Annotated in this window: 22 protein-coding genes; 10 read left to right on the top strand and 12 right to left on the bottom strand. The window is 66.1% G+C overall.

All coding sequences use genetic code 11. The annotated features are described in order from the left end of the window. Window position 1 precedes the first annotated feature (1 nt). The 3 genes from DYI37_RS15685 to DYI37_RS15675 are packed head-to-tail and all read right to left on the bottom strand — an operon-like array spanning window position 2 to window position 3,164. A complete protein-coding gene (locus DYI37_RS15685) occupies window positions 2-379 on the bottom strand; it encodes a Na+/H+ antiporter subunit C (protein WP_116684191.1) in 378 nt (125 codons plus the stop codon). Continuing rightward, window positions 379-798, bottom strand: a complete 420-nt coding sequence (locus DYI37_RS15680; protein WP_116684190.1) for a Na(+)/H(+) antiporter subunit B — start codon at window positions 796-798, stop codon at window positions 379-381. The genes DYI37_RS15685 and DYI37_RS15680 overlap by 1 nt, the downstream gene beginning before the upstream one ends. Continuing rightward, complete coding sequence (locus DYI37_RS15675; RefSeq protein ID WP_116684189.1) at window positions 798-3,164, bottom strand: putative monovalent cation/H+ antiporter subunit A; 2,367 nt, start codon at window positions 3,162-3,164, stop codon at window positions 798-800. Before DYI37_RS15675 ends, DYI37_RS15680 begins: the two co-directional genes overlap by 1 nt. Window positions 3,165-3,443: 279 nt before the next feature. Here DYI37_RS15675 and DYI37_RS15670 point away from each other — a divergent pair, with 279 nt between their 5' ends. Then, on the top strand, window positions 3,444-5,558 hold the full coding sequence (locus tag DYI37_RS15670) for a S9 family peptidase (protein ID WP_116684188.1): 2,115 nt from the start codon (window positions 3,444-3,446) through the stop codon (window positions 5,556-5,558). A 130-nt stretch (window positions 5,559-5,688) separates the two neighbouring features. On the opposite strand, the gene DYI37_RS15665 is transcribed toward DYI37_RS15670, so the two are convergent. Continuing rightward, window positions 5,689-6,984, bottom strand: coding sequence for an Hsp70 family protein (locus tag DYI37_RS15665; RefSeq protein ID WP_116684187.1), 1,296 nt, complete (start codon window positions 6,982-6,984; stop codon window positions 5,689-5,691). Between the two features lie 286 nt (window positions 6,985-7,270). Between DYI37_RS15665 and DYI37_RS15660 the strand changes: the two genes are divergently transcribed. The 4 genes from DYI37_RS15660 to DYI37_RS15645 all read left to right on the top strand — a co-directional run bounded on the left by DYI37_RS15660 (window position 7,271) and on the right by DYI37_RS15645 (window position 12,090). Next, window positions 7,271-7,873: a GNAT family N-acetyltransferase gene (locus DYI37_RS15660; RefSeq protein WP_116684186.1), complete on the top strand. Its 603-nt coding sequence runs from the start codon at window positions 7,271-7,273 to the stop codon at window positions 7,871-7,873. 186 nt (window positions 7,874-8,059) lie between these two features. After that, window positions 8,060-8,659, top strand: a complete 600-nt coding sequence (locus DYI37_RS15655; RefSeq protein WP_116684185.1) for a hypothetical protein — start codon at window positions 8,060-8,062, stop codon at window positions 8,657-8,659. A gap of 187 nt (window positions 8,660-8,846) precedes the next feature. After that, window positions 8,847-10,301 carry an MFS transporter gene (locus tag DYI37_RS15650; RefSeq protein WP_116684184.1) on the top strand — a complete coding sequence of 485 codons (1,455 nt, stop codon included), beginning with the start codon at window positions 8,847-8,849 and terminating at the stop codon, window positions 10,299-10,301. A gap of 253 nt (window positions 10,302-10,554) precedes the next feature. Beyond that, entirely contained in the window at window positions 10,555-12,090 is a 1,536-nt protein-coding gene (locus DYI37_RS15645; protein ID WP_116684183.1) for an SLC13 family permease, read from the top strand. A 280-nt stretch (window positions 12,091-12,370) separates the two neighbouring features. On the opposite strand, the gene DYI37_RS15640 is transcribed toward DYI37_RS15645, so the two are convergent. Both DYI37_RS15640 and DYI37_RS15635 read right to left on the bottom strand, forming a co-directional pair. Further along, window positions 12,371-12,973: a superoxide dismutase gene (locus tag DYI37_RS15640; protein WP_116684182.1), complete on the bottom strand. Its 603-nt coding sequence runs from the start codon at window positions 12,971-12,973 to the stop codon at window positions 12,371-12,373. A 207-nt stretch (window positions 12,974-13,180) separates the two neighbouring features. Continuing rightward, window positions 13,181-14,074 (bottom strand): branched-chain amino acid aminotransferase, encoded by an 894-nt coding sequence (locus DYI37_RS15635; RefSeq protein ID WP_116684181.1) that lies wholly within the window; start codon window positions 14,072-14,074, stop codon window positions 13,181-13,183. Between the two features lie 312 nt (window positions 14,075-14,386). Here DYI37_RS15635 and DYI37_RS15630 point away from each other — a divergent pair, with 312 nt between their 5' ends. Together DYI37_RS15630 and DYI37_RS15625 are read left to right on the top strand one after the other, a co-directional pair. After that, window positions 14,387-15,133: a L,D-transpeptidase gene (locus DYI37_RS15630; protein WP_116684180.1), complete on the top strand. Its 747-nt coding sequence runs from the start codon at window positions 14,387-14,389 to the stop codon at window positions 15,131-15,133. Between the two features lie 210 nt (window positions 15,134-15,343). Continuing rightward, window positions 15,344-16,927 carry an FAD-dependent oxidoreductase gene (locus tag DYI37_RS15625; protein ID WP_245413954.1) on the top strand — a complete coding sequence of 528 codons (1,584 nt, stop codon included), beginning with the start codon at window positions 15,344-15,346 and terminating at the stop codon, window positions 16,925-16,927. A 91-nt stretch (window positions 16,928-17,018) separates the two neighbouring features. Here the strand turns inward: DYI37_RS15625 and DYI37_RS15620 are convergent, their stop codons facing one another. Together DYI37_RS15620 and DYI37_RS15615 are read right to left on the bottom strand one after the other, a co-directional pair. Next, a complete protein-coding gene (locus DYI37_RS15620; protein WP_116684179.1) occupies window positions 17,019-17,270 on the bottom strand; it encodes a TM2 domain-containing protein in 252 nt (83 codons plus the stop codon). Then, complete coding sequence (locus tag DYI37_RS15615) at window positions 17,267-17,506, bottom strand: TM2 domain-containing protein (protein WP_116684178.1); 240 nt, start codon at window positions 17,504-17,506, stop codon at window positions 17,267-17,269. Before DYI37_RS15615 ends, DYI37_RS15620 begins: the two co-directional genes overlap by 4 nt. A gap of 469 nt (window positions 17,507-17,975) precedes the next feature. Here DYI37_RS15615 and DYI37_RS15610 point away from each other — a divergent pair, with 469 nt between their 5' ends. After that, complete coding sequence (locus DYI37_RS15610) at window positions 17,976-19,712, top strand: HWE histidine kinase domain-containing protein (protein ID WP_158555192.1); 1,737 nt, start codon at window positions 17,976-17,978, stop codon at window positions 19,710-19,712. Between the two features lie 166 nt (window positions 19,713-19,878). Next, window positions 19,879-20,925: a magnesium transporter CorA family protein gene (locus DYI37_RS15605; protein WP_245413953.1), complete on the top strand. Its 1,047-nt coding sequence runs from the start codon at window positions 19,879-19,881 to the stop codon at window positions 20,923-20,925. Window positions 20,926-21,025: 100 nt separating this feature from the next. Here the strand turns inward: DYI37_RS15605 and DYI37_RS15600 are convergent, their stop codons facing one another. From DYI37_RS15600 to DYI37_RS15585, 4 genes are all read right to left on the bottom strand, one after another. Further along, window positions 21,026-22,222, bottom strand: a complete 1,197-nt coding sequence (locus tag DYI37_RS15600) for an extensin-like domain-containing protein (protein ID WP_245413952.1) — start codon at window positions 22,220-22,222, stop codon at window positions 21,026-21,028. 131 nt (window positions 22,223-22,353) lie between these two features. Then, window positions 22,354-23,424 carry a 5-(carboxyamino)imidazole ribonucleotide synthase gene (locus DYI37_RS15595; protein WP_116684174.1) on the bottom strand — a complete coding sequence of 357 codons (1,071 nt, stop codon included), beginning with the start codon at window positions 23,422-23,424 and terminating at the stop codon, window positions 22,354-22,356. Then, entirely contained in the window at window positions 23,421-23,894 is a 474-nt protein-coding gene (purE, locus tag DYI37_RS15590) for a 5-(carboxyamino)imidazole ribonucleotide mutase (protein ID WP_116684236.1), read from the bottom strand. Before purE ends, DYI37_RS15595 begins: the two co-directional genes overlap by 4 nt. A 38-nt stretch (window positions 23,895-23,932) precedes the next feature. Continuing rightward, window positions 23,933-24,136: a YdcH family protein gene (locus tag DYI37_RS15585; protein WP_116684173.1), complete on the bottom strand. Its 204-nt coding sequence runs from the start codon at window positions 24,134-24,136 to the stop codon at window positions 23,933-23,935. Window positions 24,137-24,368: 232 nt separating this feature from the next. Here DYI37_RS15585 and DYI37_RS15580 point away from each other — a divergent pair, with 232 nt between their 5' ends. Then, complete coding sequence (locus DYI37_RS15580; protein ID WP_116684172.1) at window positions 24,369-24,545, top strand: YdcH family protein; 177 nt, start codon at window positions 24,369-24,371, stop codon at window positions 24,543-24,545. Window positions 24,546-24,551: the final 6 nt, after the last annotated feature.

Raw genomic sequence — 24,551 nt, 5'->3', positions numbered from 1 at the left:
TTCAATATCCAAGGGGCGGCAGCCCCTCCTCCTTCGGTTCCGCCACGCGCATCTCGTCGGTGTCGTCGGTGTTGAGGTCCTGATAGGCGCGGTAGGACAGGACGAGCAGGAACGCGAAGAACGAGAACGCGATCACGATGGCCGTCAGCACGAGCGCCTGCGGCAACGGGTTGGAGATCGGATCGACCGGCACGCTCAGATCACTCGGGATCAGCGGCGGGGCGATCGTCGTGAGGCGGCCGTTGATGAAGATCGACAGGTTGACCGCGTTCGACAGGATGACCACGCCGAGCAGCATCCGGATGATGTGCTTCGACATCAGAAGATAGAACGCGATGCTGTAGAGAACGGCGGTCGCGAAGGTCAGCGCGAGTTCCATCAGTTGCGCCCCTTCTCTTCGAGCCCGAGCGCGATCGAGGTGATGGTGCCGACGACCACGAGATAGACCCCGATATCGAAGAAGAGGATCGAGGACAGGTGGAGTTCGGTGCCCATGAAGGTCGGGAACCACCATACGCCGTAGAGGAACTCCTCGCCGACGGCGATCCCGCCGAGGCCGGAGATCACCGCCAGGAACAGGCCAGCACCCGCGATCGAGACCGGATGAAAGACCATCGCGCGGCGCACGGGGGCGACGCCGCTGGCGATGCCGTAGATCGCGAAGGCCGAGGAGGCGATGAGCCCTCCGATGAAGCCGCCGCCCGGCTCGTTGTGACCGCGCAGGAGAACGAAGACCGAGAAGAGCGCCATCAGGGCGGTGAGATAGGGTGCGGCGAAGCGCAGGATCAGCGAGTTCATCAGCTCTGCTCCAATGACTTGACCTCACGCCGGCCGCTGCCTGCGATCCGGATGCGGATCAGCGCGAGGATGGCGAGGCCGGTGACCATCACGACCCCGATCTCTCCCATCGTATCGATGCTTCGGAAGTCGACCAGAATGACGTTCACGATGTTCTTGCCGTGGGCGATGGCATAGCTGTAGCGCTCGAAGAACTGGGAGAGCGTATCGTCGAAGGGCCGCTGGACCACCGTCAGCAGGAAGAGACCGAAGGCGAGGCCGACGAGGACCGCCAGCGTCGCGTCCGGCAGCTTCTCGCGCAGCGGCCGATGATCGCTCGGCGACAGCTTCAGCTTGGTCATGACCAGCGCCAGGATGACGACCGACAGGGTCTCCACCATGAACTGGGTATAGGCGAGATCCGGTGCGCCCTGCAGGAGGAAGATCAGCGCCGTGGCGAAGCCCTGGATGCCCAGGGACACGATGGCCGTGAGGCGGTTCTTGGCGACCACTACGGCACCGAGGCCGACCAGAAGAAGACCGAGGACGATGTATTCGTGGAAGTGGATGTTCGTCGGATAGGCCGGAACCGTCGGGAAGGCGCCCGCCCACCACATGGATCCGAGCATGGCGGCCACTACGGCCACGACCGTCGTCGTCATGTAGTAGTCCAGCCGACCCGACTGAACGATCCCCGTCACCTTGAAGGAGAACCGCACGAGGCCGCGCATCAACTGGTCGAAACCGCGATCGGGACCCCAGCCGATCGCATCGAGGCTCGAGGCGATCCCGGAGCGAAGCCGCGGCGAGACGATGTAGAGGCCGATGCCGAGTAGCGCAGTCAGGCAGGACAGGGCGAAGGCGAGGTTGAGATGGGGAATCCAGCCGATATCGATGGCGACGGGTTCGCCGTAGGCGGCCGAGGCCATCGGCGAGGAGAACAGCTCGTGATAGAGGCCGTAATAGAGCGCGGCGACACAGGACATGACGCCGAGCACCAGCGGGCCGAACCAGATCCGCAATCCGCCCTCGTGCGGATGCTCGATCCCCGCGGGCTTCGGCCCGACGAAGGGCTGGAGGCCGACGATGAAGGCGGCCGCGAACATCAGCGCGTTGCCGGCGATCGCCGCGACGAGGATCGCGATGTGATAGGCGGTCGGGTATTCCAGCGCGTGATAGATCTCCTCCTTGGCGAGGAAGCCGATGAAGGGCGTCACGCCGCCCATGGACAGGGCGCAGAGGATCGCGGCGAGGAAGGTGAGCGGCATGTGCCGGCCGAGACCGCCGAGCCTGTCGATCTCGCGCGTATGGGCCCCATGGTCGACGGAGCCCGCGACCATGAAGAGCCCCGCCTTGAAGAAGGCGTGAGCGATCAGATAGAGCGTCGCGCCGACGATCGCGGTCTCGGAGGAGACGCCGATCAGCATCACGAGAAGGCCGAGCGAGGCGACCGTCGTATAGGCGAGCGTGATCTTGATGTCGCTCGCCCGGACCGCCAGCAGCGCGCCGACCACCAGCGTGACCGCGCCGAAGGCGGGCAGGATCGTCATCCACAGGGTGGTGTCGCCGAGCGCGGGATGCATGCGCAGGAGCAGATAGACGCCCGCCTTCACCATGGTCGCCGAATGAAGATAGGCCGAGACCGGGGTCGGGGCCTCCATGGCATTGGGCAACCACACATGGAACGGCATCTGGGCCGACTTGGTGAACGCCCCGCCGAGGATCAGGATGAGGATCATCGCGTAATAGGGGCTGTCGCGCAGCGCATCGCCCGATTCGAGGATCGCCGTCAGCGAGTTGAGACCGGTGAACTCGCGGATCGCGATGACACCCGCAAGCAGGATCAGACCGCCGCCGCCGGTGATGACCAGCGCCTGGATCGCGCCGCGCCTCGCCTTTTCGCGGGTGTGGTCGAAGCCGATCAGGAGGAAGGAGGTGATCGAGGTCAGCTCCCAGAAGATGAACATGGTGATGAGGTCGTCGGCGATGACGAGACCGAGCATCGCACCCATGAACAGGAGCATGAAGGTGTAGAAGCTGCCCTGGTCGCGGTGACCCTTCATGTAGCCGCCGGCATAGAGGATGATCAGCGTGCCGATGCCGGTGACGAGCAGCGCGAAGACGAGCGACAGGCCGTCGAGGCGGAAGGAGAAGGCGATGTCGAAGCTCGGGATCCAGGAGAAGCCCCAGCGATGGACGGTTCCGTCCGCGACCTCGAAGACGCCCTGAAGGAAGATGAGGAAGGCTGCGAGCGGCGCGAGCGCCAGGATCCACGTGGAATGGGACTTCAGGACCCGTGTCAGCAGGGGCGCGAGCACGGCGGCGACAAAGGGAAGCCCGAGGGCGACATAGCCGAACTCGGTGACGAAACCGGTCAATTCGTCCATCAGGGCTTCGTCTCCGTCCGTTCGCATCGCGCCGGGCGGACCGGTCGCAGGGATAGGTGTCTTTCTAGAAACCGGACCCACCGGCGGCAAGTCATGAAATCGCCGAAATCGGCACTCGACGCCATCGCCTCATCACAACTGGTCACAAACGCGTAGGCGGCGAAGCTGCTTAAGTTTTGCACGCGGGCCCCGGTAAGGCTATCGTTGAGCCGCCCACCGACCGGCGTCGCTCGTGCGCGACGCACTCTTAAGTTATCCATATAGTTTCGAGCGAACCGAATGCCCGTCGATCTTCCTCGCCCACCCCTTGCGGAACGCCAGCTTCACAAAGACGAGCGCCATGGCGTCGAGCGCATCGACGACTATGCCTGGTTGAGAGCCGGCAACTGGCAGGACGTGTTCAAGGACACGGCCGTCCTCGATCCGCGCATCCGGGCGCATCTGGAAGCGGAGAACGCCTATGCGCAGGCGGTGATGGAGGACACCGCCGCTCTTCGCGAGACGCTGATCGCGGAGATGCGCGGGCGCATCAAGGAGGACGACAGCTCCGTGCCGATGCCGGACGGCGACTATGCCTACGGGGTCGCCTATGACGAAGGCGCGGAATATCCGAAGTTCCTGCGCTATCCGCGCGGCCGCGCCTCGGGCGATGCCCATGTGCTTCTCGACGGCCCGAAGGAGGCCGAGGGCCGCGCCTATTTCTCCCTCGGCGGCATCAGCCATTCCCCCGATCACCAGATCATCGCCTGGTCCTACGACGACAAGGGCTCGGAATATTACCGGCTGACCATCCGGGATGCTGAGAGCGGCGAGGACCGGGACACGGTCATCCAGGATACCAGCGGCTCGGCCACCTGGGCCTCCCATTCGCGCGGGTTCTTCTACACGCGGATCGATTCCAACCACCGGCCGAGCAAGGTGTTCTACCATGCGCTGGGCACCAGCGAGGACGAGGACCGGCTGATCTACGAGGAGACCGACAGCGGCTTCTTCATGGACGTGGGCAAGAGCCAGTCGGGCCGTCTCGTCCTCATCGACATCCACGACCACGAGACCTCCGAGTGCTGGATGATTCCGGCCTCCAATCCGGCGGCCGAGCCGCGCCTCATCCTCGAGCGCGAAACCGGCATCGAATACGATGTCGACGAGGGCGAGGACTGCCTCTACATTCGGACCAATGCCGACGGCGCGCGCGACTTCAAGATCGTGGCGACGCCTCTCGACACGCCCGAGCAGTCGGCCTGGAAGGACGTCGTCCCGCATGAGGACGGGCGACTGATCATCAGCCATTTCGCCCTGAAGAACCATCTCGTCTGGCTGGAGCGCCGGGACGGGCTTCCGCGCATCGTCATCAAGTCGTTCAACGGCAGCCCGGACCCGACGGATGGTCCCGAGCACGCGATCGCGTTTTCGGAGGAGGCCTATTCGCTCGGCCTCATCGGCACCTACGAATACGATACGACGGTCATCCGGTTCACCTATTCCTCGATGACGACGCCGTCCCAGACCTTCGACTACGATGTCGAGACGCGCGAGCGCACGCTCCTGAAGACGCAGGAGGTTCCTTCCGGCCACGATCCCGACCGCTACGTCTCGCGCCGCATCTTCGCGCCCGCCAAGGACGGCGAACTCGTTCCCGTCTCCCTGTTCCACCACAAGGACACGCCGATCGACGGCACCGCGCCCTGCCTTCTCTACGGCTACGGCTCCTACGGAATGTCGATCCCGGCCTCGTTCAACACAAACTGCCTTTCTCTGGTGAACCGGGGCTTCGTCTATGCGATCGCCCATATCCGCGGCGGCAAGGACAAGGGATTTGCCTGGTACGAGGCGGGCCGGCGGCGCAACAAGGCGAACACCTTCACCGATTTCATCGCGGCGGCGGATCATCTCGTGGCCGAGGGCTTCACGGCCAACGGCCGGATCGTCGCCCATGGTGGCTCGGCCGGCGGCATGCTGATGGGCGCGGTGGCGAACATGGCGCCCTCGACCTTCGGCGCGGTCGTCGCGGTGGTGCCCTTCGTCGACGTCCTCAACACCATGCTCGACGATACCCTGCCGCTCACCCCGCCCGAATGGCCCGAATGGGGCAATCCGATCCTGTCGGGCGAGGACTACCGGACCATCGCGGCCTACAGCCCCTATGACAATGTCAGTGCCCAGGACTATCCGCCGATCCTCGCCCTTGCCGGGCTGACGGATCCGCGCGTGACCTATTGGGAGCCTGCGAAATGGGTCGCGCGGCTGCGCGAGAGGAAGACCGACGACAATCCGGTGATCCTGCGCACCAATATGGATTCCGGCCATGGCGGCGCCTCCGGCCGGTTCACCAAGCTGGAAGAGGTCGCCTATATCTACGCCTTCGCACTGAAGATGATGGGCAAGGCGGACTGAGGCGGCGTTCCCGGGCCGTCCGAACGGCTCGGGAGTATTCTACACTTATCCGGCCGAGGCTCCGGGCTCCGGCCCGGAACGGGGCGAGCCGCGCCTCGGCGGCCCGTCCGCTCGCAGCCACCCCGACCGATCAGCCGAACTTGCGGGCCGCGTCGATGGCGAGGCCGAGGCCGACCGAGCCGAAGGCGTCCGAATGGGCGACCCGGGCATGGGGGAAGCGCGAGAGGGCGGCGGCACGAACCGCCGGAACCTGCGCACCGCCGCCGGTGAGGATGACGGTTTCGATCGCGGGCGCCTCGACGCCGGCAACGCGCAGGGCCTCGCCGATGGCCGTCTCGATCCGCGAGACGAGGTCGTGGGTCGCCGCCTCGAAGGCGTCCTTCGTCACCGCTTCGTCGAAGAGAAGGCCCGGCTCCTTCAGCCGGACGCGCGCCGAGGACGCCTCGGTCAGCGCGATCTTGGCGCTTTCGGCCGCGCTCGCCAGCCGGTGGCCCGAGCGGTGCTGCAGGAGATGGGCGTAGCGCTGCAGCCTGTCCGGGCTCGCCGACTCCTTGGTCAGCGCCGCGATGTCGCGCGCGACCTGCGGCGTGTAGAGCGTGTTGATCCGGTGCCAGGTCGCCATGTCGTTGAAATACCAGACCGGAATGCGCCGCTTGCCGTCCGCCGTCTGGCTGCCGAGGCCGAAATGGGGCATGACCTCGGCGATCGAGAGCATCCGGTCGAAATCCGTGCCGCCGACATGGACGCCGGTCGAGCTCAGAATGTCCGACAGCCGGTCGTTCGAACGGGCCCGCTCCGGCGACAGACGGACCACCGTGAAGTCTGACGTGCCGCCGCCGATATCGACGACGAGGGCCAGCTCCTCCGAGGTGATCCCGCTTTCGTAATAGAGCGCGGCGGCGACCGGCTCGAACTGGAACTCGATCTCGTCGAAGCCGGTCGCCCGCGCCGCCTGCTCCAGCTGATCCTGGGCCGCCCTGTCGGCCGTCTCGTCCTCGTCGACGAAGCGCACCGGGCGGCCGAGCACCACCTTGTCGAGCGCGATCCGGCCCGCGCCCTCAGCCGAGAGGCGCGCGGCCTCGGCTTCGAGCACGATGCGCATGCGGGCGAGAAAGCGGGTGATGATCTCGATGAAGGTGAGGCGCTCGCGCCGGACCTGCGTCGTCTCGTTCATCAGCGAGGAGCCGAGAACGGATTTGAGGGCCCGCATGAACCGCCCCTCCGCCCCGTCGGTATATTCGAAGACGGCGGCGCGCCCCACATGGGTCTCCCCATCTTCGAGGCTGAAGAACAGGGCGGATGGCAGCGTCACCGCGCCTTTTTCCAGCGCAAGAAGCCGGGGAGCGACATTGGCGCCGCGACCGCCGGCCAGACCGAGGGTCGAATTGGTCGTGCCGAAATCGAGGCCGGGGAAAATGGTCTGCATGATGCGAGCTTTCGGAAGACGAGCGGCGAACGGAGCCGACGCCCGGTATTGCGACGGGCGAAACGGGGTTCTTGGACGAGGATCTGACGAAGCCGGGCCGGCGGTCGGCGCGGGCGAGCGCCGTCCATAGCCGAAGCGGACGGCGAAATGAACCCTCGCCCATCATCCTTGCGACAGGGCCGGACGCCGGACCGCTTCCGACGCATGTCCCGCAGATTGCCCCCGGCGCGCCGCCTCGCTATCAGCAGGCCGCCAGCGCCCTGCCCACCCTTTCGAGGAGATCCCTATGACGCTTCCCGACGGAATGACCGATCTTGCGCCCGGCAAGATCGCGGCGATCGCCACCGTCTTCGAACGCTCCATGGACCAAGCGAACGGGCCGGCCCCGCAGGCTCCGGGCGCAAAATGGCGCTTTGAGCGCGACGAGACGCCCGACCTTCGCGACTATCTCGATCTCTGGCGCCGGGTGGGCGGGCCGCAGCTCTGGTACGGTCGTCTCGTCCAGAGCGAGGCGGAGGTCGCAGCCTATCTCGCCGCCCCCACCACCGCCGTCTTCCGGCTGATCGTCGATGGCCGGGCCGAAGGGATCGCCGATCTCGACTTCAGCGTCGAAAGCCGCTGCGAACTCGTCTATTTCGGCGTGACGCCTACTCTCGTCGGCAAGGGCGCGGGGGGCTTCATGATGGGAGAGGTGCTCGCCTTCGTGAAGGAGGCGGGCACGCCGCTCCTCTGGCTGCACACCAACACCCTCGACCATGCGAAGGCGCGCGGCTTCTACGCCCGCTTCGGCTTCGAGCCCGTCAGCCAGAAACTGGAACTTGCGGACGATCCGCGCCTCGTCGGGCTCTATCCGCGCGACACCGCCCCGCAGATCCCGATCTTTCCGTAAAACGTGCGTTGACGGCACCACAGATAGGGAACTTTTCCCGATCAATTAGCTTCGGTTGATCGCAGCACCCCGCTGCCCAGTTCCCGAGACTGGAGATCCTGCAGGCCGCGCCTCTCGCCAGTTGCGTCATGAAAAGGATGCGGCCTGCCGAGCCCCGTATCGTTCACGGATAGAAGGAGACATCCCATGAAAATCGCAGCCCTTTCGACCACCTGCATTCTCGCCCTTCTCGCAGCTCCCGCTTTCGCCCAGGACAGCGCGTCCGCCGGCGGCGAGATGAGCGCGCAGACCGAACTCGTCGGCAATATGGGCAAGATCGAAGCCAATATCGCCGAGAGCCAGGCCCGGCTCTTCACGCATATGCTGCTGCCGTCGGACAATCCCGAGCGCGAAGCCTATGGCGAAGCCTTCAAGGAGGATCTGGATTCGGTCGACTCCTACCTCTCCGAGGTCCAGAATTCGGACCTGCCGGACGGCGCGACCGACGAAATCGAGCGTTTCGCCAGCGAGTGGAACAAGGTGAAGGAGATGGCCCAGGGCCTGACCACCTATTCGCGCGACAATCTCGCCCCGGTCGAAGAGATCCAGACCTACGCGAACGCCGTTCTCGAACTCGACGATTACATCGATGCCGCCCTCGTCGCGGCCGGTCTGCCGGACGATGACGACGGCCCCGATGCAACCGGCGCGACCGGTGCAGCCTCGGGTTCCGAGGCCATGCCCCAGGGATCGGCTTCTGGGTCGGCTTCTGGATCGGCCACGACCGGAACCGGCACGACGAACTAAGCGCTCTCCCTTCCGCGACCTTGAAGACGGGTCGCTTCTCGTGAACGGCCATGGCGATCGGTTCGATCGTCATGGCCGCTTCGTTTCGGGATTTCGTCCGACTGCCCGAACGGCACCTCGGCGATCGGCACTTGCGCCCGGTCGGCGCGGGGCTCATGGGTTCCCCGATACGAAGGGACCCGACCGAATGAGCCAGACCTCGCCTTCCGAGTCTTCGAGCCTTGCCGACGACCCGCGCCGCTGGATCGTCCTCGGCGTCCTTCTCCTCGCCGGTTTCATGAACCTGATCGACGTGACGATCGTCAACGTCGCGATCCCGAGCCTCACGCGGGATTTCTCCGCGACGAGCGCCGAGATCGAATGGGTCGTCGCCGCCTATATCCTGTCCTTCGCGCTCGGCCTCCTGCCCTTCGGGCGGCTCGGCGACGTCGTCGGGCGCAAGCGGATGTTTCTCCTCGGCATTTCCGGCTTCACCCTCGGCTCGGCGCTTTGCGGCATCGCCCCCTCGATCGAATTCCTCATCGCAGCGCGCATCGTCCAGGGCGTGTCGGGAGCGATGATGATGCCGCAGGTGCTCGCCCTCGTGCAGGTGACGTTCACCCGCGAGGAGCGCGGCTTCGCCTTCTCCCTCTTCGGCGTCACTGCGGGCATGGCCGCCGTCACCGGGCCGCTCGCGGGCGGAACCCTGATCGCGGCCGACATCTACGGCCTCGTCTGGCGACCCATCTTCCTCGTCAACATCCCGATCGGCCTCTTCGCCCTGTTCATGGGATGGCGCCTCATTCCGGCAACGAGACGGGGGGCCTATCAGCCGATCGATTTCGGCGGCGTCCTGCTCGCCGCCCTGACGGTGCTCTTCGTCGTTTTCCCGCTCGTGGAGGGGCGCGAACTCGGCTGGCCGCTCTGGTGTTTCGCCATGATGATCGCCGCCCTGCCCCTTGCCGCCGGTTTCGTGCGCTGGGAGCGCCGGCGCGAGCGGCTGAACAAGACCCAGCTTCTTCCCGTCTCGCTCCTCACCAACCGGCATTTCCTGCTCGGTCTCACCATGACGGCGGCGCTCTTTGCCGGCATTCCGGGCTTCTTCTTCGTGATCGCGATCTTCCTGCAGGTCGGCTTCGACTTCACCCCGCTCCAGTCCGGCCTGACGACCGTGCCGTTCTCGGTCGGCGTCTTCCTCGCCTCTCTCGTCTCCGGGCGGTTCGGCTCGTCCTATGCCAAGGAGCGGCTGGTCGCCGGCCCCCTCGTTCTTGCGGCCGGCATGGCCTCGCTGCTTTTCGTCGTCTCAACCGTCGGCGACGGGTTCGACCACTGGGCCTTCACCGCGCCCCTGATCCTCGCGGGGCTCGGCATGGGCACGACCGTCGCACCGCTGTTTGCGACGATCCTCACCGTGGTCGAGGACCGGGACGCGGGGTCGGGGTCCGGCGCGCTGCAGACCTTCCAGCAGATCGGCGGCGCACTGGGCGTCGCGCTTCTCGGGCAGATCTTCTTCTCCAGCTTGGGCGACGCCACCACTGCCGATGCCTATCGATCGAGCTTCAGGGCCGCCCTGTTTCTCCAGATCGCGCTCTTCCTGGTGCTCGCCTGTCTCGCAAGCCGCCTGCCGGCACGGGCCGGCGAGGCGAAGCGGGCGGCAGAATGAGCGAGGCGCCCGCTCCCTGATCGGACAGGAGCCGTGGCGGCGGCCTCTCTAGGATCGGGCCGGAAAGTGGAGCCGGTTTTCACACCATCCGATGAGCCAGCATGAAAGCCGGGCCGAGGATCCGGTCCTTGCATGGGGTCCGAGGGTCCGGCCATCGGGCCTACCTGCGATAAAGCGAATGTGTTTTCCGCGAGCGCGCCGCCGCAGCCGGCCGGTCTATAAAAATGACTGGACCGATGAGATGGGAGGGCACATGGCGAAGGGGCACGAGGCACCGGCGGCGCAGGGCGCACCGCAGGAAGGCAAGGCAGTCGCGGAGCGGCCGTTTTCGGTGATCGGCCTGATCGGTCTCGTGGCCGGACCACTCGTCGCCTTCGCGTTCTTCATGACCGAGCCGAGGATTGCCGTCTCCGCGCCGGCCTGGTCGATGATCGGTTTCACCTTGTGGATGGTGATCTGGTGGCTCACCGAAGCGGTGCCGATTCCCATCACCTCGCTTCTGCCCCTTCCAGTGATGCCGCTGGTCGGCCTGCTGCCGATGGACGAGGTTGCCCCGTCCTATTCCGATCCGTTGATCCTTCTGTTTCTGGGCGGCTTCATTCTGGCGGGTGGCCTGGAGCAGGTGGGCCTGCACCGGCGCATCGCCATCAATATCGTGCATCGCATCGGCACGACGCCCAATCTGATCGTGCTCGGCTTCATGCTGGCCTCGGCCTTCCTGTCGATGTGGATCTCCAACGTCGCCACCACCATCATGATGTTCGCCGTCGCCATGAGCGTGATCGGCTTCATTTCCGAGCGCACCGGCGACGAGCGCATCACGCGCAATTTCGGGGTGGCCCTGCTTCTGGCGGTCGCCTATGCCGCCTCGATCGGCGGCGTCGGCACCATCATCGGCTCCATTCCCAACGGACTGATGGTCAGCTTCCTGCGCAACAATCACGGCATCGAGATCGGCTTCTTCGATTGGATGCTGCTGGGCATCCCGATCGTGGCGCTGATGATCCCGATCGTCTGGCTGATCCTGACGCGGCTTCTGTTTCCTGCCGCCATGGACGGCGTGGAGGGGCTCGGGGCGGTGATCGAGCGCGAGTATTGTGCACTCGGCCGCTGGAGCCGGGGGGAGGTCGTGGTGGCCTGCGTGTTCGGCGCGGCGGCCACCCTCTGGGTGCTGCGGCCAGCCATCAACGCTCAGTTCGGCCTCGGCGTGAGCGACACCATGATCGCGATCTTCGCGGCGATCATGATCTTCGTCGTGCCGACGCGCCTGTCGCGCGGCGAGAGGGCGAGCGATGCTTTCGCGGTGAACTGGCAGGTGTCGAGAAAGGTGCCCTGGGGCGTCCTGCTCCTGTTCGGCGGCGGTCTCGCGCTCGCGGCCGGCTTTGCCGCAACGGGGCTGGCCGATGCCATCGGAACGGCTGTCTCCGGCCTGCCGGTGCCGACCTATGTGCTGGTTCTCGTTGCGCTGGCCTCGGTGATGCTGCTGACCGAAGTCACCTCCAACACGGCCACGACCGCAACCTTTCTACCGATCCTCGGCGCGGTCGCGGTGGGGCTCGGCCTGCCCGCCGTCACCCTCGCCATTCCGGTGGCGATCGCTGCCTCCATGGCGTTCATGATGCCGGTGGCCACACCCCCCAACGCCATCGTCTTCGCCTATGACAAGATGCGTCTGGCCGACATGGTGCACGCCGGCGCGCTGGTGAACCTCACGGGTATCGCCGTGAGCTACATCCTGATCCTGCTGCTGGCGCCGTCCCTGTTCGGCGCCACGATATTCGATCGCTGAAGGCCAAGGACCGCTTCGGCCGGTATGTGCGAAGGAAAGCGGACGCCACCTCGCTTCCTCTCGCCGAAGTTACCGTTGCGTCTACTCGACAGGCCCGTCATGGCGGCCCACGCTTCGCCGGCCCGTCATGGACGGTAGCCTGGCGACATCGCCCGCCTCGGACCGGATCATCGCCTTCCGCGATCATGGCCAAGCTTAACACGGACCACATACGAAAACGCGCGACCGGTTTCCCGGCCGCGCGTCGTCACATTCGTCCGAGCATCGAGGCGTTAAGCCCTCAGGCGGTCGCCTTGCGGTACATTTCCTCGACATAGTCCCAGTTGATCAGGTTGTCGACGAAGGCCGAAAGGTATTTCGGGCGGGCATTGCGGTAGTCGATGTAGTAGGAGTGCTCCCACACGTCGACGCCGAGGATCGGGGTCGCGCCGTGGACGAGCGGGTTCTCGCCGTTCGGCGTCTTCATGATCTCGAGCTTGCCGTTCTTCACCGCGACCCAGGCCCAGCCCGAGCCGAACTGGCCGGCGCCGGCGGCCTCGAAATCCGACTTGAACTTGTCGTAGCCGCCGAGATCGCTCTGGAACGCCTTTTCGAGCGAGCCCGGCAGGCTCTTGCCGCCGCCGTTCGGCTTCATCCAGTTCCAGAAGTGGATATGGTTGTAGTGCTGGGCGGCGTTGTTGAAGAGCGCCTGGTTCGAGCCGTGGGAGGCCTTGACCACCTCCTCGACGGACTTGCCGTCCATGCCCGCTTCCTTGGCAAGCTCGTTGCCCTTCGTCACATAGGCATTGTGGTGCTTGTCGTGATGATATTCGAGCGTCTCCTTCGACATATAGGGGTCGAGGGCGTCGTAGGCATAGGGAAGATCGGGAAGTTCGAAAGCCATGAAGGTCTCCTGTGCTTGTCCGTTGACGATGTCGCCCGGCGCCGGGCCCGTCCGAGGGCCCCGCGCGGGTTCGTGCGTCAGAACCTAGAGGCTGAACGAGCGACGGCTACCGATCGCGAACGGCAAAATATCCCGATACGAGCCCTGTTTCGCGCGTTCGCCGGATCTCTCGCTCGCGCCCCGGATCGGCAGCGGTCTGCCCCGCTCTCAAACCGCGTTCGCCTCAGCCGTCCGCTTCGCATAGGCCCAGTAGAGTTCGCGCGCCCGGCGATAGACCGAGCCCGCCGCGAATGTGCGATCCTCGAACCGGGTCACCGGCACAACCTTGGAGTGATTGCCGGTCGAGAAGACCTCGTCCGCCTCCAGGAAATGACGTGGGCGCAGCACCGTCTCGACCACCTCGGCACCATCGGCGCGCAGGAGCTCGATGATGCGCGCGCGCGTGATGCCGGACAGGAAGGTGCCGTTCGCGATCGGCGTCATCACCACGCCGTCCTTGACCAGGAACACGTTGGAGGTCGCCGTCTCGGCCACATTTCCCAGCATGTCGCACAGAAGCGCGTTGTCGAAGCCGCGATTGCGGGCCTCCGTGATCGCGCGGCCGGAATTGGGATAGAGGCAGCCGGCCTTCGCATCCGTCATCGCGACGTCGGGGCTCGGCCTTCGGAACGGCGAGAGACCGAGGGTGAAGCCGCTCGGCTCCATCATCGCGGACTCGAAGAGATAGAGGCAGAACACGGTGCTGGCCGGGTCGGGCGGCACCCCCATGAAGCCGCCATCGGTCGCCCAGTACATGGGCTTGACGTAGATCGCGGTGCGTCCGTCGAACATCGCGCAGCCTTCGTGGACGAGCGCCACGATCTCGTCCGGCGTCATGGTGGGCTTAAGGCCCATCGCGATGGCGGAACGGTTCACCCGGGCGGCGTGAAGATGAAGGTCCGGCGCCATGCCCTCGAAGAAGCGCGCGCCGTCGAAGACGGAGCTTCCGAGCCAGAGCCCGTGGGTCGCGGGACTGACGCAGGCGAACGCGCCCTCATGCCAGGTTCCGTCGAACCAGGTCCGCGCCGCGCGGCCCGCGGGCATTTCGGCTGTCTCACTCATCGCCTTCTCCCTTTCGAGGACGGCCCCATGCTTGAAGCTTTGGACCCGATTCAACGACGGGGTCCGCGGCTCCGGTTTCTGCGTGACGCGTCGGATGGTCCGAAACCGGGCCCCTCTTTCGGTCCGATGCTGTAAGCCCGACAGCGCTTAACTGTAAATCGCCGGACGACGACAACCTGTCCGATCTTCACATGGGCGTGATCGGATGGTGAAGAGCCGGAACCCCCGATGCCTGCCGCCGCTTATGTCCGAAACAATCGCGGATCAGCGCCGCCAAGAGCGCGGTCCGAACATGGCTGGAGAACGACAACAATGGTGTCCCACCAAACGCGCCGCAGATTTCTCATGGGGCTCGGTCTCACCGCGGGTGCGGCGCTGACGGGCTGTGCCTCGTCGGGCTCGCGCGCCCGCATCGTCGGCATGTCCGCCTTCGATGCCCAGGGTGGGCCGAGCGGCTACGACAGCCGCGCGACGGCCTATGATTCCGGTATCGAGCCGCGTTATCGCGAGATGTACGATGCGATGTATGACGGCGGCTTCCGCATTCCCGCGGTCGACCTCTCGCGCGTCAATCCGATCTATTACCGGCAGGAAGTCGCCGATCCGACGGGCGAGGCGCCCGGCACGGTGGTCGTCGATGCCGCCAACAAGTTCGCCTATGTGGTCCAGCCGGGCGGCCGGGCCATGCGCTACGGCGTCGGCGTCGGCCGTGCCGGCATGGACTGGGCAGGCCGCGCCAAGATCCAGTTCAAGCGCAAGTGGCCGACCTGGACGCCGCCGGCCGAAATGATCGACCGCAAGCCGGAGCTTTCCGAATATTCGGCCGCGAACGGCGGCATGGAGCCGGGTGTCGGAAACCCGCTCGGGGCCCGCGCGCTCTACCTCTTCCAGAACGGCAAGGACACGCTCTACCGCCTGCACGGCTCGCCGGAATACTGGACGATCGGCACGAACAGTTCCTCCGGCTGCATCCGCTTCATGAATCAGGACATCATCGATCTCTACAACCGCGTGCCCTCGGGCGCGCAGGTTCTCGTGCGCCAGGGCGGCATCGCCTGAGACAAGGACTGAGACGTGAAGGATGGTCCGGGCGCCGATGGCGGACCGGACCATCACCCCGATCGAATGGCCGCCTCGAGCGGCCATTTTCGTATCCCGTGCCCCGTGTCGGGCTTCTTCGCCCCATCGTTCTGGAACGGGCAGGCGTTCCTCGCAGTTTGGAAAGGATCAAGGATTTCAAAGTGCCGCGAGGCGCGGCACGGATATGGGATGGCGACCATGCAGCACGACGTTCTGGCACTCGATGACCTCGGCGCGGACGAGTTGAAGGAGGTCGAGGTCGGCGAGACCAAGCTGCTGCTTGCGCGCGACGGCGACCGGGTCTTCGCCACCAGCGCGAAGTGCACCCATAAGGGCGCGCCGCTGAAGAACGGAACGCGGGTCGGAAACTCCGTCATCTGCCCGTGGCATCACGCGATCTTCGACCTCAAGACCGGCGATCACCGCGAACCGCCCGGCCAGGGATGCCTCGCCCGCTTCACCGTCTCGGTCGAGGATGGCCGGATCCTGGTCGAGGTTCCGGGCGACGCCCCATCCCAGCGGCCGGAAGTGGACCCTTCAAGCCGCAAGACCGGCGGAGACCGGGTCTTCGCCATTATCGGCACCGGCGCGGCGGGTCTTGCCTGTGCCCAGGAGCTCGTGCGTGCCGGCTTCGACGGCCGCATCGTGATGATCGGAACGGAAGGCGCGCCGCCCTATGACCGGACCGACCTGTCGAAGGCGGTGCTGAAGGGCGAAAAGAAGCCCGGCGAGACGGTCCTCGTCGAGACGGACGATCTCCACGAACTCGGCATCGAACGCGTCCATGCGCGCGTCACGCGGATCGAGGCCGGGGAGCGGCTTCTCGTTCTGGAAGGCAGGGGCGCACCGACGGAGCTCCATTACGACGCCTGCTTCGCGGCCCCCGGCAGCGCCGCGGCCGAGCTTCCCATGGACAATACCGATCTGCCCAACGTCTTCGTCCTGCGCAGCATCGAGGATGCCAAGGCGCTGATGGACGCGGTCGCCGTCGAAACCGAGATCGCCATCGTCGGATCGGGCTTCATCGGCATGGAAGCGGCCGCGGCCCTTGCAGGCGACAAGCGCTCGGTGACGGTGATCACACCCGAGGAGGTGCCGTTCGCATCCAAATGGGGCGAGAAGGTCGGCCGCCAGATCACCGAACAGCACCGCTCGAACGGCGTGACGGTGAAGACCGGGGCGAAGGTCGCCAGCATCGACGCCTCCGACGGCATGGCGTGGAGCGTGACGACCGAAGACGGCGAATCCGTCCGCACGGGGCTCGTTCTCCTCGGCGTCGGCGCCAAGCCCAATCTGGACCTCTTCGGCGATCTGGCGAAGGACGGAAAGGTTCCGGTCGATGGAAGCCTGAAGGCGTCGGACGGTCTCTGGGTCGGCGGCGACGTCGCGGCCTTTCCCCTCGCCGGCCGGGACTACTCGGCGCGCATCGAACACTGGCGGGTCGCCGAGCAGCACGGCCGGCACGCCGCACGCGCGATGCTCGGAGACGACAAGCCGTTTTCCGGCGTTCCCTTCTTCTGGTCGGCCCAGTACGGCCCGATCCATTATGTCGGCCATGCCGAGAGCTATGACGACATCCACTATCTGGGGGATCTGTCCAAGGGCAGCTATACGGCCTTCTACCTGAAGGATGGCAAGGTGGTGGCCGCCATCGGGCGGGGCGAGGACGACGTGACGGCCGACCTCCACGCGGTGATGCTCACGGACCCGACGCCGTCTGCCGAGGCGCTGGAAGGGGCCGGCTGGCGGCCGAAATCGCTCATCCGAGGCTGAACAACAGGCTCCGGCGCGCCATGGCGCGTCGGAGCTTCGCCTTGCGGATTGATGATCCGCCCGCCGGAGCCACCGGACCGGGCCGGCGGTTTCAGCGCAGGCCGCGTTCGCGCCGTGCGATCCGCCGTTCGAGGTTCTGCTCGCGCACATGGCCCGGGATCAGGAACAGGTCGATGATCTGTCCGATGAACAGGAGCCCGAGCGTCAGGAGCCAGATCGTGCCCGAGATCGGGCGTCCGTTGTAGAAGCGGTGAATGCCGCAGACCCCGAAGAAGCACGAGCACCAGAGAAGATAGGAGACCGCCGCCGACTTCTCCTCTTCGATCGGACGCTCAAGGCTCATCGGTCGAGCCGATCGCGATAGGAGGAGGAGAGCTGGCGCTGCATGTTCTGCTCCCGGACCATGCCGGGAATGAGGAACAGGTCGATGAGCTGGCCGATGCCCAGAAGACCGCCGGTCAGCAGCCAGAGAAGACCCGTCCAGGGCCGTCCGAGATAGAACCGGTGAAGCCCGCAGACGATGAACAGGCAACAGAACCACAGGATGTAGGAGGTGGCTTGAGATTTCTCGCCGCTCATCGATGCATACTCCACTGAAAGATCGGGAAACGCCCTGCCGCGAGGCGTGTTCCGGGACTTGATGTGGGATGCCGCCGCGAACAATCAAAGACCGGGATTCGAAGGCCGCGATGCAGGCAGAGACGGCATCCGGGGAGGCGGCGGGGGAATGGCGGGGCGGCCGGCTTCGGTAGCCGGCCACGCAGACGCGGCAACACCCCGTCACAAAAATGGTACAGTCTGGGCAATCTCGGCGGATCGGCGCGATTCCGTGTCGTTTCCCGCGCCGCCGATGCATAATGCTGACGTGATCGCCAGGTAGCGAACCTCTCCCGAGAGGCGTCGATCGCCCTCCCGCCCGACCAGCTCCCGCGTTTCATGGCGGATGGGAGCCGACAACCCTGGATTGACCGTTGACGCGTTCCGCCCTGCCAGTATCCAAGCCGAACGGTCGCGGACCGCGCGTGTCCGATGGGGGAGCGGCGCGCGCATGACCGTCTCCCGGAACGGCGGACCGACCAGACGCAGCCTTCCATGGGGCAAGATGCCGTTCACCGGCACGCGCCTTCGCCCGAGCCGGCTCGTCCATCTCGTGCTGCGCCCGTCCCTGTTCGTCCATCTGACGATGCTGACGCTGATCGTCCTCCTGCCGGCGCTCCTGTTCAGCGCCTTCCTGATCTTCCGCTTCTCCAGCCAGCAGCAGGAACTCGCCCAGAGCCAGGTGGCCGACATGGCCGAGATCGTGTCGAACGCCTTCGATCGCGAGGTCGTCGGATTGATGGCGACGGCGCAGGTCCTCGCCACCTCCGGCACGGTCGAGCGCGGTGAATTCGAGGTGTTCCGCGAGCGTTCCGTGCGCGCGGTGAAGAATACCGGCATCGTCGCCGACCTGATCGACCCGGCCGGCAATCTCGTCGTCTCCACCTCCGACGACCTGACGATCCCCGAGCACGAGCGGGCCGTGATCGCGGCCGCCCGGCGGTCCGGCCAGGCGGGCGTCTCCGGGGTCTCCTACGATCCGAGACTGCGGCGCCTCGTCTTCCTCGTCGCCGCACCCACGACCCAGCTCGTCGGCGAGCCCTATGTCGTCGTTCTCTCCCAGCCGCTCAAAAGCCTGAAAACCATCATCGACGACCGCAACCTGCCGCCCTCCTGGTCGGTCATGGTCGAGGATGCCGACAGCGAGGAGATTTTCTCGGTCGGCGCAAGGAATGGCCGGCTGGTCGGGGTGAGCGGCGCAACGCCGGTCCGCCCGCAGGAGCGGATCTTCGAGACCGACGATCTTCTCGAAGCCTCGAAGATTTCCGAACTCACGGGCTGGCGCTCGACGGTGACCGTTTCCAACGCGATGATCGACCGGCCGATCACCCGCTCGTGGTACGCGCTGCTTCTCGCCGGCCTCGTCCTCACAGCCTTCAGCATCCTCCTCGGCGTTCTGATGGCACGGCGGATCGTCCGGCCGATCCATGCGCTCTCCCAGCAGGCGAGCGCGATCGGGCGCGGCGAGCCGGCCAAGACCGTCACCACCGATATCGCGGAGATCGGCGAGGTCTCCAAGGTTCTGAACCGGGCCTCCCGCGACCGGATCGAAGCCGAGACGCAGACCCAGCTCCTGATGCGCGAGATGACCCACCGCGCGAAGAACCAGTACGCGCTCGTTGCGGCCATCGCCCGCCGCGCGGCCCGCGAGAGCGCCGATACCGGCGAATTTCTCGCAACGCTCTCCGATGCCCTCGCCTCGCTCGCCCGTTCGGCCGAACTCCTGTCCAATCAGGGATGGGAGAGCGTCGAGCTTTCCGCCCTCGTCGAAAACCAGCTCTCCGCCTTCGGTGTCCAGAGCGGCCGTATCCGGCATGACGGCCCGCCTTTGCGCATCAACGCATCGGTCGCCCAGACCATCGGTCTCGCCTTGCACGAGCTCGCGACGAATGCCGCGAAATACGGCGCGCTTTCGGTCGAGGAAGGCATAGTGACGATCGAATGGTCCTATGGCGAGGCCTTCGAGATGACGTGGCGCGAGAGCGGCGGCCCGAAGGTCCGGAAGCCGACGAGGTCGGGCTTCGGCAGCCTCGTCACCCAGAAGATGACCTCGCGCGGCCTCGGCGGGACGGTGGAGATGGCCTTCGAGGAAACCGGCGTCGTCTGGAGCCTCAAGGCGCCCGCGACCAGCGCCGAGCCGATCACGGGCGCCGGCACGGCCGAGCAGCCGTCGGACAAGCCGGCCTGACCGGTCCCGGCCGGGCTGTCGGCGCCTTCCGTCACGCCTATGTCATGCACCGCGCCGATGACCGCTCCGCCGTCATCGGTGCAGCATGGCCCTCGAGGCATTGGGTGCGAGAAGAGGACGAAGGCGACGTGACGACAGCGATCGGTTCGAAAAGCGGGGTCTTCAGGTGATCGCGGTCTATCGCCGGGACGGCCAGCAATTCAGCCGTGAGGTGATCGGGCAGGAGGATATCGCCGAGGACGTGGTCTGGATCGATCTCTTCGAGCCCGGACAGGACGAGATCGCGAAAGTCGAGGCCGTCATCGGCGCCTCGATCCCCTCGCGCGCCGAGATGATGGAGATCGAGATCTCCAGCCGCCTCTACCGCGACGATGCGGCCGAGGTCATGAACATCCCGATCATCCACGGGCTGCACAGCGATACGCCGTCCTTCGCCCCGATCACCTTCATGCTGGCGGCCGGCCGCCTCGTGACGATCCGCTACACCGATCCGGCGAGTTTCCGCATCTTCGCCGCCCGGCTTTGTCACGATCCCCTGCTCGTCGGCATCGAGGACAGCGACAAGCCGCTTCCCGGAACCGCCTACGCGCTCTCGGGGATCGGCGAGGCGCATATCGCCGAGAATCTCCTCATCGGCATTCTCGAAACCGTGGTCGACCGCATCGCCGATCTCCTGGAGACGATTTCCGTCGATCTCGACAAGATCGCGTCCGACATCTTCTCGTCTTCGGCCCGCAAGAAGCCCATCGGGACCGAGGATTTCAAGCGCATCCTCCAGCGCATCGGCGCGGCAGGCGACCTTGCCTCGCGCGCCCGCGAGACGCTGGCGATCTTCGACCGGCTGGTGCCGTTCCTTCAGCTCATCCTGGAGGAACGGGACAAGTCGGCGGCGAACCTTCGCCGGCGCCTGAAGATCGTCGCGCGGGACGTGCGCTCCCTCAACGATTTCTGCTCGTTCCTGTCCAACAAGACCACGTTTCTCCTCGACACCACCGTCGGCATGATCTCCATCGAGCAGAACGGCATCATCAAGATCTTCTCGGTCGCCTCTGTCGCCTTCCTGCCGCCGACCCTGATCGCCTCGATCTACGGCATGAACTTCCGCCTGATGCCCGAGCTCGACTGGTCGTTCGGCTATCCGATGGCGATCGTCATGATGGTGATGTCGGCGCTCCTGCCGACGCTCTACTTCCGCAGCAAGGGCTGGTTCTGACACCCTCTCCGGCTTGCGAGGCCCTTGCGCCCCGGCCGTAAGCCGGACGCGGGATGCGGCGCCCGCACGATGCGAGCGCCGGTGGCGCGGCCATCCGAAGTCAGCGGCAGAACTTCTTCTCGCGCTCTCTGGCATCGAGATGGAAGTGGTTGCGGTGCAGGAAGTCGTAGCCCGGACCGAGGACGGTTCCGAACCAGCGGCAGGCCGAGCGCCGGATTTCGTCCTGGAAGCCCTTCTCGCCGCCCGAGAAGGTGCCCTTCTTCTCCACGTCGATATACTGGCCGTTCGCCATCACGAAGCCCGCCACATCGAGGGCGTTACCCGTGGCGTGCTGGGAAATGCCGCCGCTGCCGGCCACCCGCGAGCAGCGATAGGAGGACGAGTTCTTGAGCGTCGTCACATGGGTGCCGAGATTGGAGCGCGAAGCCGGCTTCACCTCCTGGTCCACCCAGCGCGAGATGCGGAAGGCCGCGTCGCAGTTGAGGGTGGCGGCCGGCGACATCGCCACGCCCTTGGCGATCTTCGTCACCCGAACGGGATGGGGCACGCCGCAGGATTTGCCGGCGCGGATCGGCGAGGGCTCGGTGAACTCCACGCCGAGCTGCAGAAGGGCGGCCCGGCACAGGGCCTCCTTTTGCGACAGGTTGCGCCACCCCGGCGAGGGTTGCCGCGGAACGGACGGGGACTGCTCGACCGGTTCCGGAATGCGCGGCCGGGACTGGGGCTCCAGCGAGGCGAGAGACTGGGTCCGTTTCGGCAAGGCCTGCCTGATCCGCTGCCGGTCGGCCTCGGTGACCGCTCCTGGCGTCACCGATTTGAGTGTCGCCCAAGGGTCGGGGCGCGGCGGCTCGGACATGCTGGTTCCGCCGAACACGCTGTCGGCGCCCGGAACCGGCACCGGCGGGATGGCCGCGACGGCGGGAGCCGGAGCCGGCTCGGGCCGGCGGGCCGCGGAATTCGGGATCGGCGTCGGCACGAGGGTTTCGAGCACCGGTGGCTCGATCGCCTGCGGCGAGGCCTGGGGCATGATCAGATCGTTCGCGAGCGCCCGGGCCGCGTTCGTGGGAGCCGGCGCTTCGCTGGAACGCGGCACCATCGCCTGGGGCGCGGTCGAGCCGGTTCCGATATTGTCCACGGCCGAGGGGCTCGGGCGATAGGCTTCGCCGGGTGCCGGCATCGCGCCGCCCCATACCAGTGTTCCATTGGCCTGTGCCAAGGAGGGCATCGCGACCTCGAGGCTGGCGGTCCCCACCATGCCCCAGGCTACGAGCGCCCCGACGCCTATCCGCAATACCATGCCCCGGGTCCTTCAGAACTGATCGAAGTCCGGTGTCTAGAGCAACGCGGTTAGCGAACTCTGAATCGCATGGTCACGAGAACGTCAGCGCGGCTTCCGGGAGGCCCCGGCGGCGGCCTTCCGAGGCCGCCTCATGCACGGACGAGACGCGTCACATGGCCCATCTTGCGGCCCTGGCGCACCTCGCCCTTGCCGTAGAGATGGACTAGGCAGCCGGGCTCGCGCAGAAGCTCCGGCACCCTTACGACGTCGTTGCCGATAAGGTTCTCCATCACGCAGTCGGAATGGCGGACAGGATCGCCGAGCGGCAGCCCGCAGATCGCGCGGATATGCTGCTCGAACTGGGAGACGACGCAGGCCGCCTCTGTCCAGTGGCCGGAATTGTGGACCCTCGGCGCGATCTCGTTGACGAGGACGCTCTCGTCCTCGCGCACGAAGAATTCGACGCCGATGACGCCCACATAGGCGAGCTTGGCGAGGATCGTGGCGCCGATCTCGCGCATGGCATCCGCCACCTTCGGCGTCACGCGGCCCGGGACGAGCGAGCGGCGCAGGATGCCGAGGCTGTGTTCGTTGTCGGCCGGGTCGAACGCCGCCACCGCGCCGTCGCGGCCCCGCGCGGCGATCAGCGAGGCCTCGTAGACGAACGGAACCTTGCCTTCGAGGATCGCGGGCTTGGAGCCGAGGCTCTCGAAGGCGTCGGCGACCGGTCCCTCGCGGCGGATATTGGCCTGCCCCTTGCCGTCATAGCCGAACCGGCGCGTCTTCAGGATGCAGTCGGTGCCGATGTCGACCAGCGCATGGCCGAGTTCCTCGACGCTGTCGATGGCGCGCCAGGGCGCGGTTTCCACGCCGATGCCGTTGAGGAACGCCTTCTCGACCACCCGGTCCTGGGCGACCTCCAGCGCTTCGGGCGGCGGGAACAGATCCGCGTCGACGATCGCCTGGCGGGCGGGGCCCACCGGCACGTTCTCGAATTCGTAGGTGACGACGTCGCAGCGCCCGGTGAGTTCGGCGAGCGCCTTGCGGTCGTCATAGGCCGCGACGATCGCCTCGTTCGCGACCTGGAAGGCCGGCGCCTCCCGCGAGGGATCGAGGACGACCGTGCGATAGCCGAGGCGGGCGGCCGCCATCGCCAGCATCCGGGCGAGCTGTCCGCCGCCGAGAATGCCGATGGTCGATCCCGGTTGAAGCGCCGTCATTTCGGGTCCTCCTCGTCCGAGGGGAAGATTGCGACGCTCTCGCTCTGGGCCTTGCGGAACGCGTCGAGCCGTTCGGCGAGCGCTGCATCGGACAAGGCAAGCACGCTTGCGGCGAGAAGGGCGGCATTGACCGCGCCCGCCCTGCCGATCGCGAGCGTCCCCACCGGAATGCCGGCCGGCATCTGGACGATGGACAGAAGGCTGTCCTGCCCCTTCAGGGCCTTGCTCTCGATCGGAACGCCGAAGACCGGCAACGGCGTCATCGAGGCGGCCATGCCGGGCAGATGGGCCGCGCCCCCTGCCCCGGCGATCACCACATGGAAGCCTTCCGCCTTGGCGCCGTTCGCAAATTCGTAGAGGCGGTCGGGCGTGCGATGGGCCGAGACGATCCGCGCTTCGAAGGCGATGTCGAGGGATGCGAGGGTGTCGGCGGCGTTCTTCATGATCGGCCAGTCCGACTGGCTGCCCATGATGACGGCGACCCGTGGAGCGGTTGCGGGCTTCTCGGTCACGCGATGATATCCGGGATGATCTGGTCCTCGAGTTCCTGAAGGCGGTCCTTGATCAGGAGCTTCTTCTTCTTCATGCGCTGAATTCTCAGCTTGTCGCATCCGTGCGCCTGCATCGCGTCGATCGCGGCGTCGTAATCGGCGTGCTCCATGCGCAGTTTCGCGGCCTGAAGTCTCAGCCCCGCCTGTTCCTGATCCGCCATCGCGTCTCCTTCGCGTGAGGTCCCCGGCTTTCGCGAATCGGTCGCGAAATCGTGTTCGCGCCGTTTCCCGCGCGCTGTTTAGCAAAAGCCCGGCATTCCCGATAGCGCCGCCCTTGCGAGCCCCCCGCCGCAACCCGATTCGGCGTCGACAAGACTACGGATTTATGACACGCTCCTCCCGTTCTGCCCGGTCGGGTGAGCCCCCCGGGCTTCCAACGGAAGGAGATCACACATGTCCTTGGAAAACCATATCGCGACGCTCGAGCAGCGCCATTCGGCCCTCGACAACGAACTGGTTTCGGCGATGACGAGCCGTCCGGCGATGAGCGATGCGGAGATCAAGGAGATGAAGGTCCGAAAGCTCCAGCTGAAGGAACAGATCGAGCGGCTGCGCGGATCGTCCCAATAGAGGGTG

This window comes from Fulvimarina endophytica, assembly GCF_003403015.1.
Taxonomy (GTDB): domain Bacteria; phylum Pseudomonadota; class Alphaproteobacteria; order Rhizobiales; family Rhizobiaceae; genus Fulvimarina; species Fulvimarina endophytica.
Note: the sequence above shows the minus strand (reverse complement) of the source record. Positions and strands in the feature narration are given on the sequence as shown.

Coding starts and splice junctions, on each gene's coding strand:
- DYI37_RS15685 (WP_116684191.1), bottom strand. CDS start 379: ATGGAACTCGCGCTGACCTTCGCGACCGCCGTTCTCTACAGCATCGCG.
- DYI37_RS15680 (WP_116684190.1), bottom strand. CDS start 798: ATGAACTCGCTGATCCTGCGCTTCGCCGCACCCTATCTCACCGCCCTG.
- DYI37_RS15675 (WP_116684189.1), bottom strand. CDS start 3,164: ATGGACGAATTGACCGGTTTCGTCACCGAGTTCGGCTATGTCGCCCTC.
- DYI37_RS15670 (WP_116684188.1), top strand. CDS start 3,444: ATGCCCGTCGATCTTCCTCGCCCACCCCTTGCGGAACGCCAGCTTCAC.
- DYI37_RS15665 (WP_116684187.1), bottom strand. CDS start 6,984: ATGCAGACCATTTTCCCCGGCCTCGATTTCGGCACGACCAATTCGACC.
- DYI37_RS15660 (WP_116684186.1), top strand. CDS start 7,271: ATGACGCTTCCCGACGGAATGACCGATCTTGCGCCCGGCAAGATCGCG.
- DYI37_RS15655 (WP_116684185.1), top strand. CDS start 8,060: ATGAAAATCGCAGCCCTTTCGACCACCTGCATTCTCGCCCTTCTCGCA.
- DYI37_RS15650 (WP_116684184.1), top strand. CDS start 8,847: ATGAGCCAGACCTCGCCTTCCGAGTCTTCGAGCCTTGCCGACGACCCG.
- DYI37_RS15645 (WP_116684183.1), top strand. CDS start 10,555: ATGGCGAAGGGGCACGAGGCACCGGCGGCGCAGGGCGCACCGCAGGAA.
- DYI37_RS15640 (WP_116684182.1), bottom strand. CDS start 12,973: ATGGCTTTCGAACTTCCCGATCTTCCCTATGCCTACGACGCCCTCGAC.
- DYI37_RS15635 (WP_116684181.1), bottom strand. CDS start 14,074: ATGAGTGAGACAGCCGAAATGCCCGCGGGCCGCGCGGCGCGGACCTGG.
- DYI37_RS15630 (WP_116684180.1), top strand. CDS start 14,387: ATGGTGTCCCACCAAACGCGCCGCAGATTTCTCATGGGGCTCGGTCTC.
- DYI37_RS15625 (WP_245413954.1), top strand. CDS start 15,344: ATGGCGACCATGCAGCACGACGTTCTGGCACTCGATGACCTCGGCGCG.
- DYI37_RS15620 (WP_116684179.1), bottom strand. CDS start 17,270: ATGAGCCTTGAGCGTCCGATCGAAGAGGAGAAGTCGGCGGCGGTCTCC.
- DYI37_RS15615 (WP_116684178.1), bottom strand. CDS start 17,506: ATGAGCGGCGAGAAATCTCAAGCCACCTCCTACATCCTGTGGTTCTGT.
- DYI37_RS15610 (WP_158555192.1), top strand. CDS start 17,976: ATGACCGTCTCCCGGAACGGCGGACCGACCAGACGCAGCCTTCCATGG.
- DYI37_RS15600 (WP_245413952.1), bottom strand. CDS start 22,222: ATGGTATTGCGGATAGGCGTCGGGGCGCTCGTAGCCTGGGGCATGGTG.
- DYI37_RS15595 (WP_116684174.1), bottom strand. CDS start 23,424: ATGACGGCGCTTCAACCGGGATCGACCATCGGCATTCTCGGCGGCGGA.
- purE (WP_116684236.1), bottom strand. CDS start 23,894: ATGGGCAGCCAGTCGGACTGGCCGATCATGAAGAACGCCGCCGACACC.
- DYI37_RS15585 (WP_116684173.1), bottom strand. CDS start 24,136: ATGGCGGATCAGGAACAGGCGGGGCTGAGACTTCAGGCCGCGAAACTG.
- DYI37_RS15580 (WP_116684172.1), top strand. CDS start 24,369: ATGTCCTTGGAAAACCATATCGCGACGCTCGAGCAGCGCCATTCGGCC.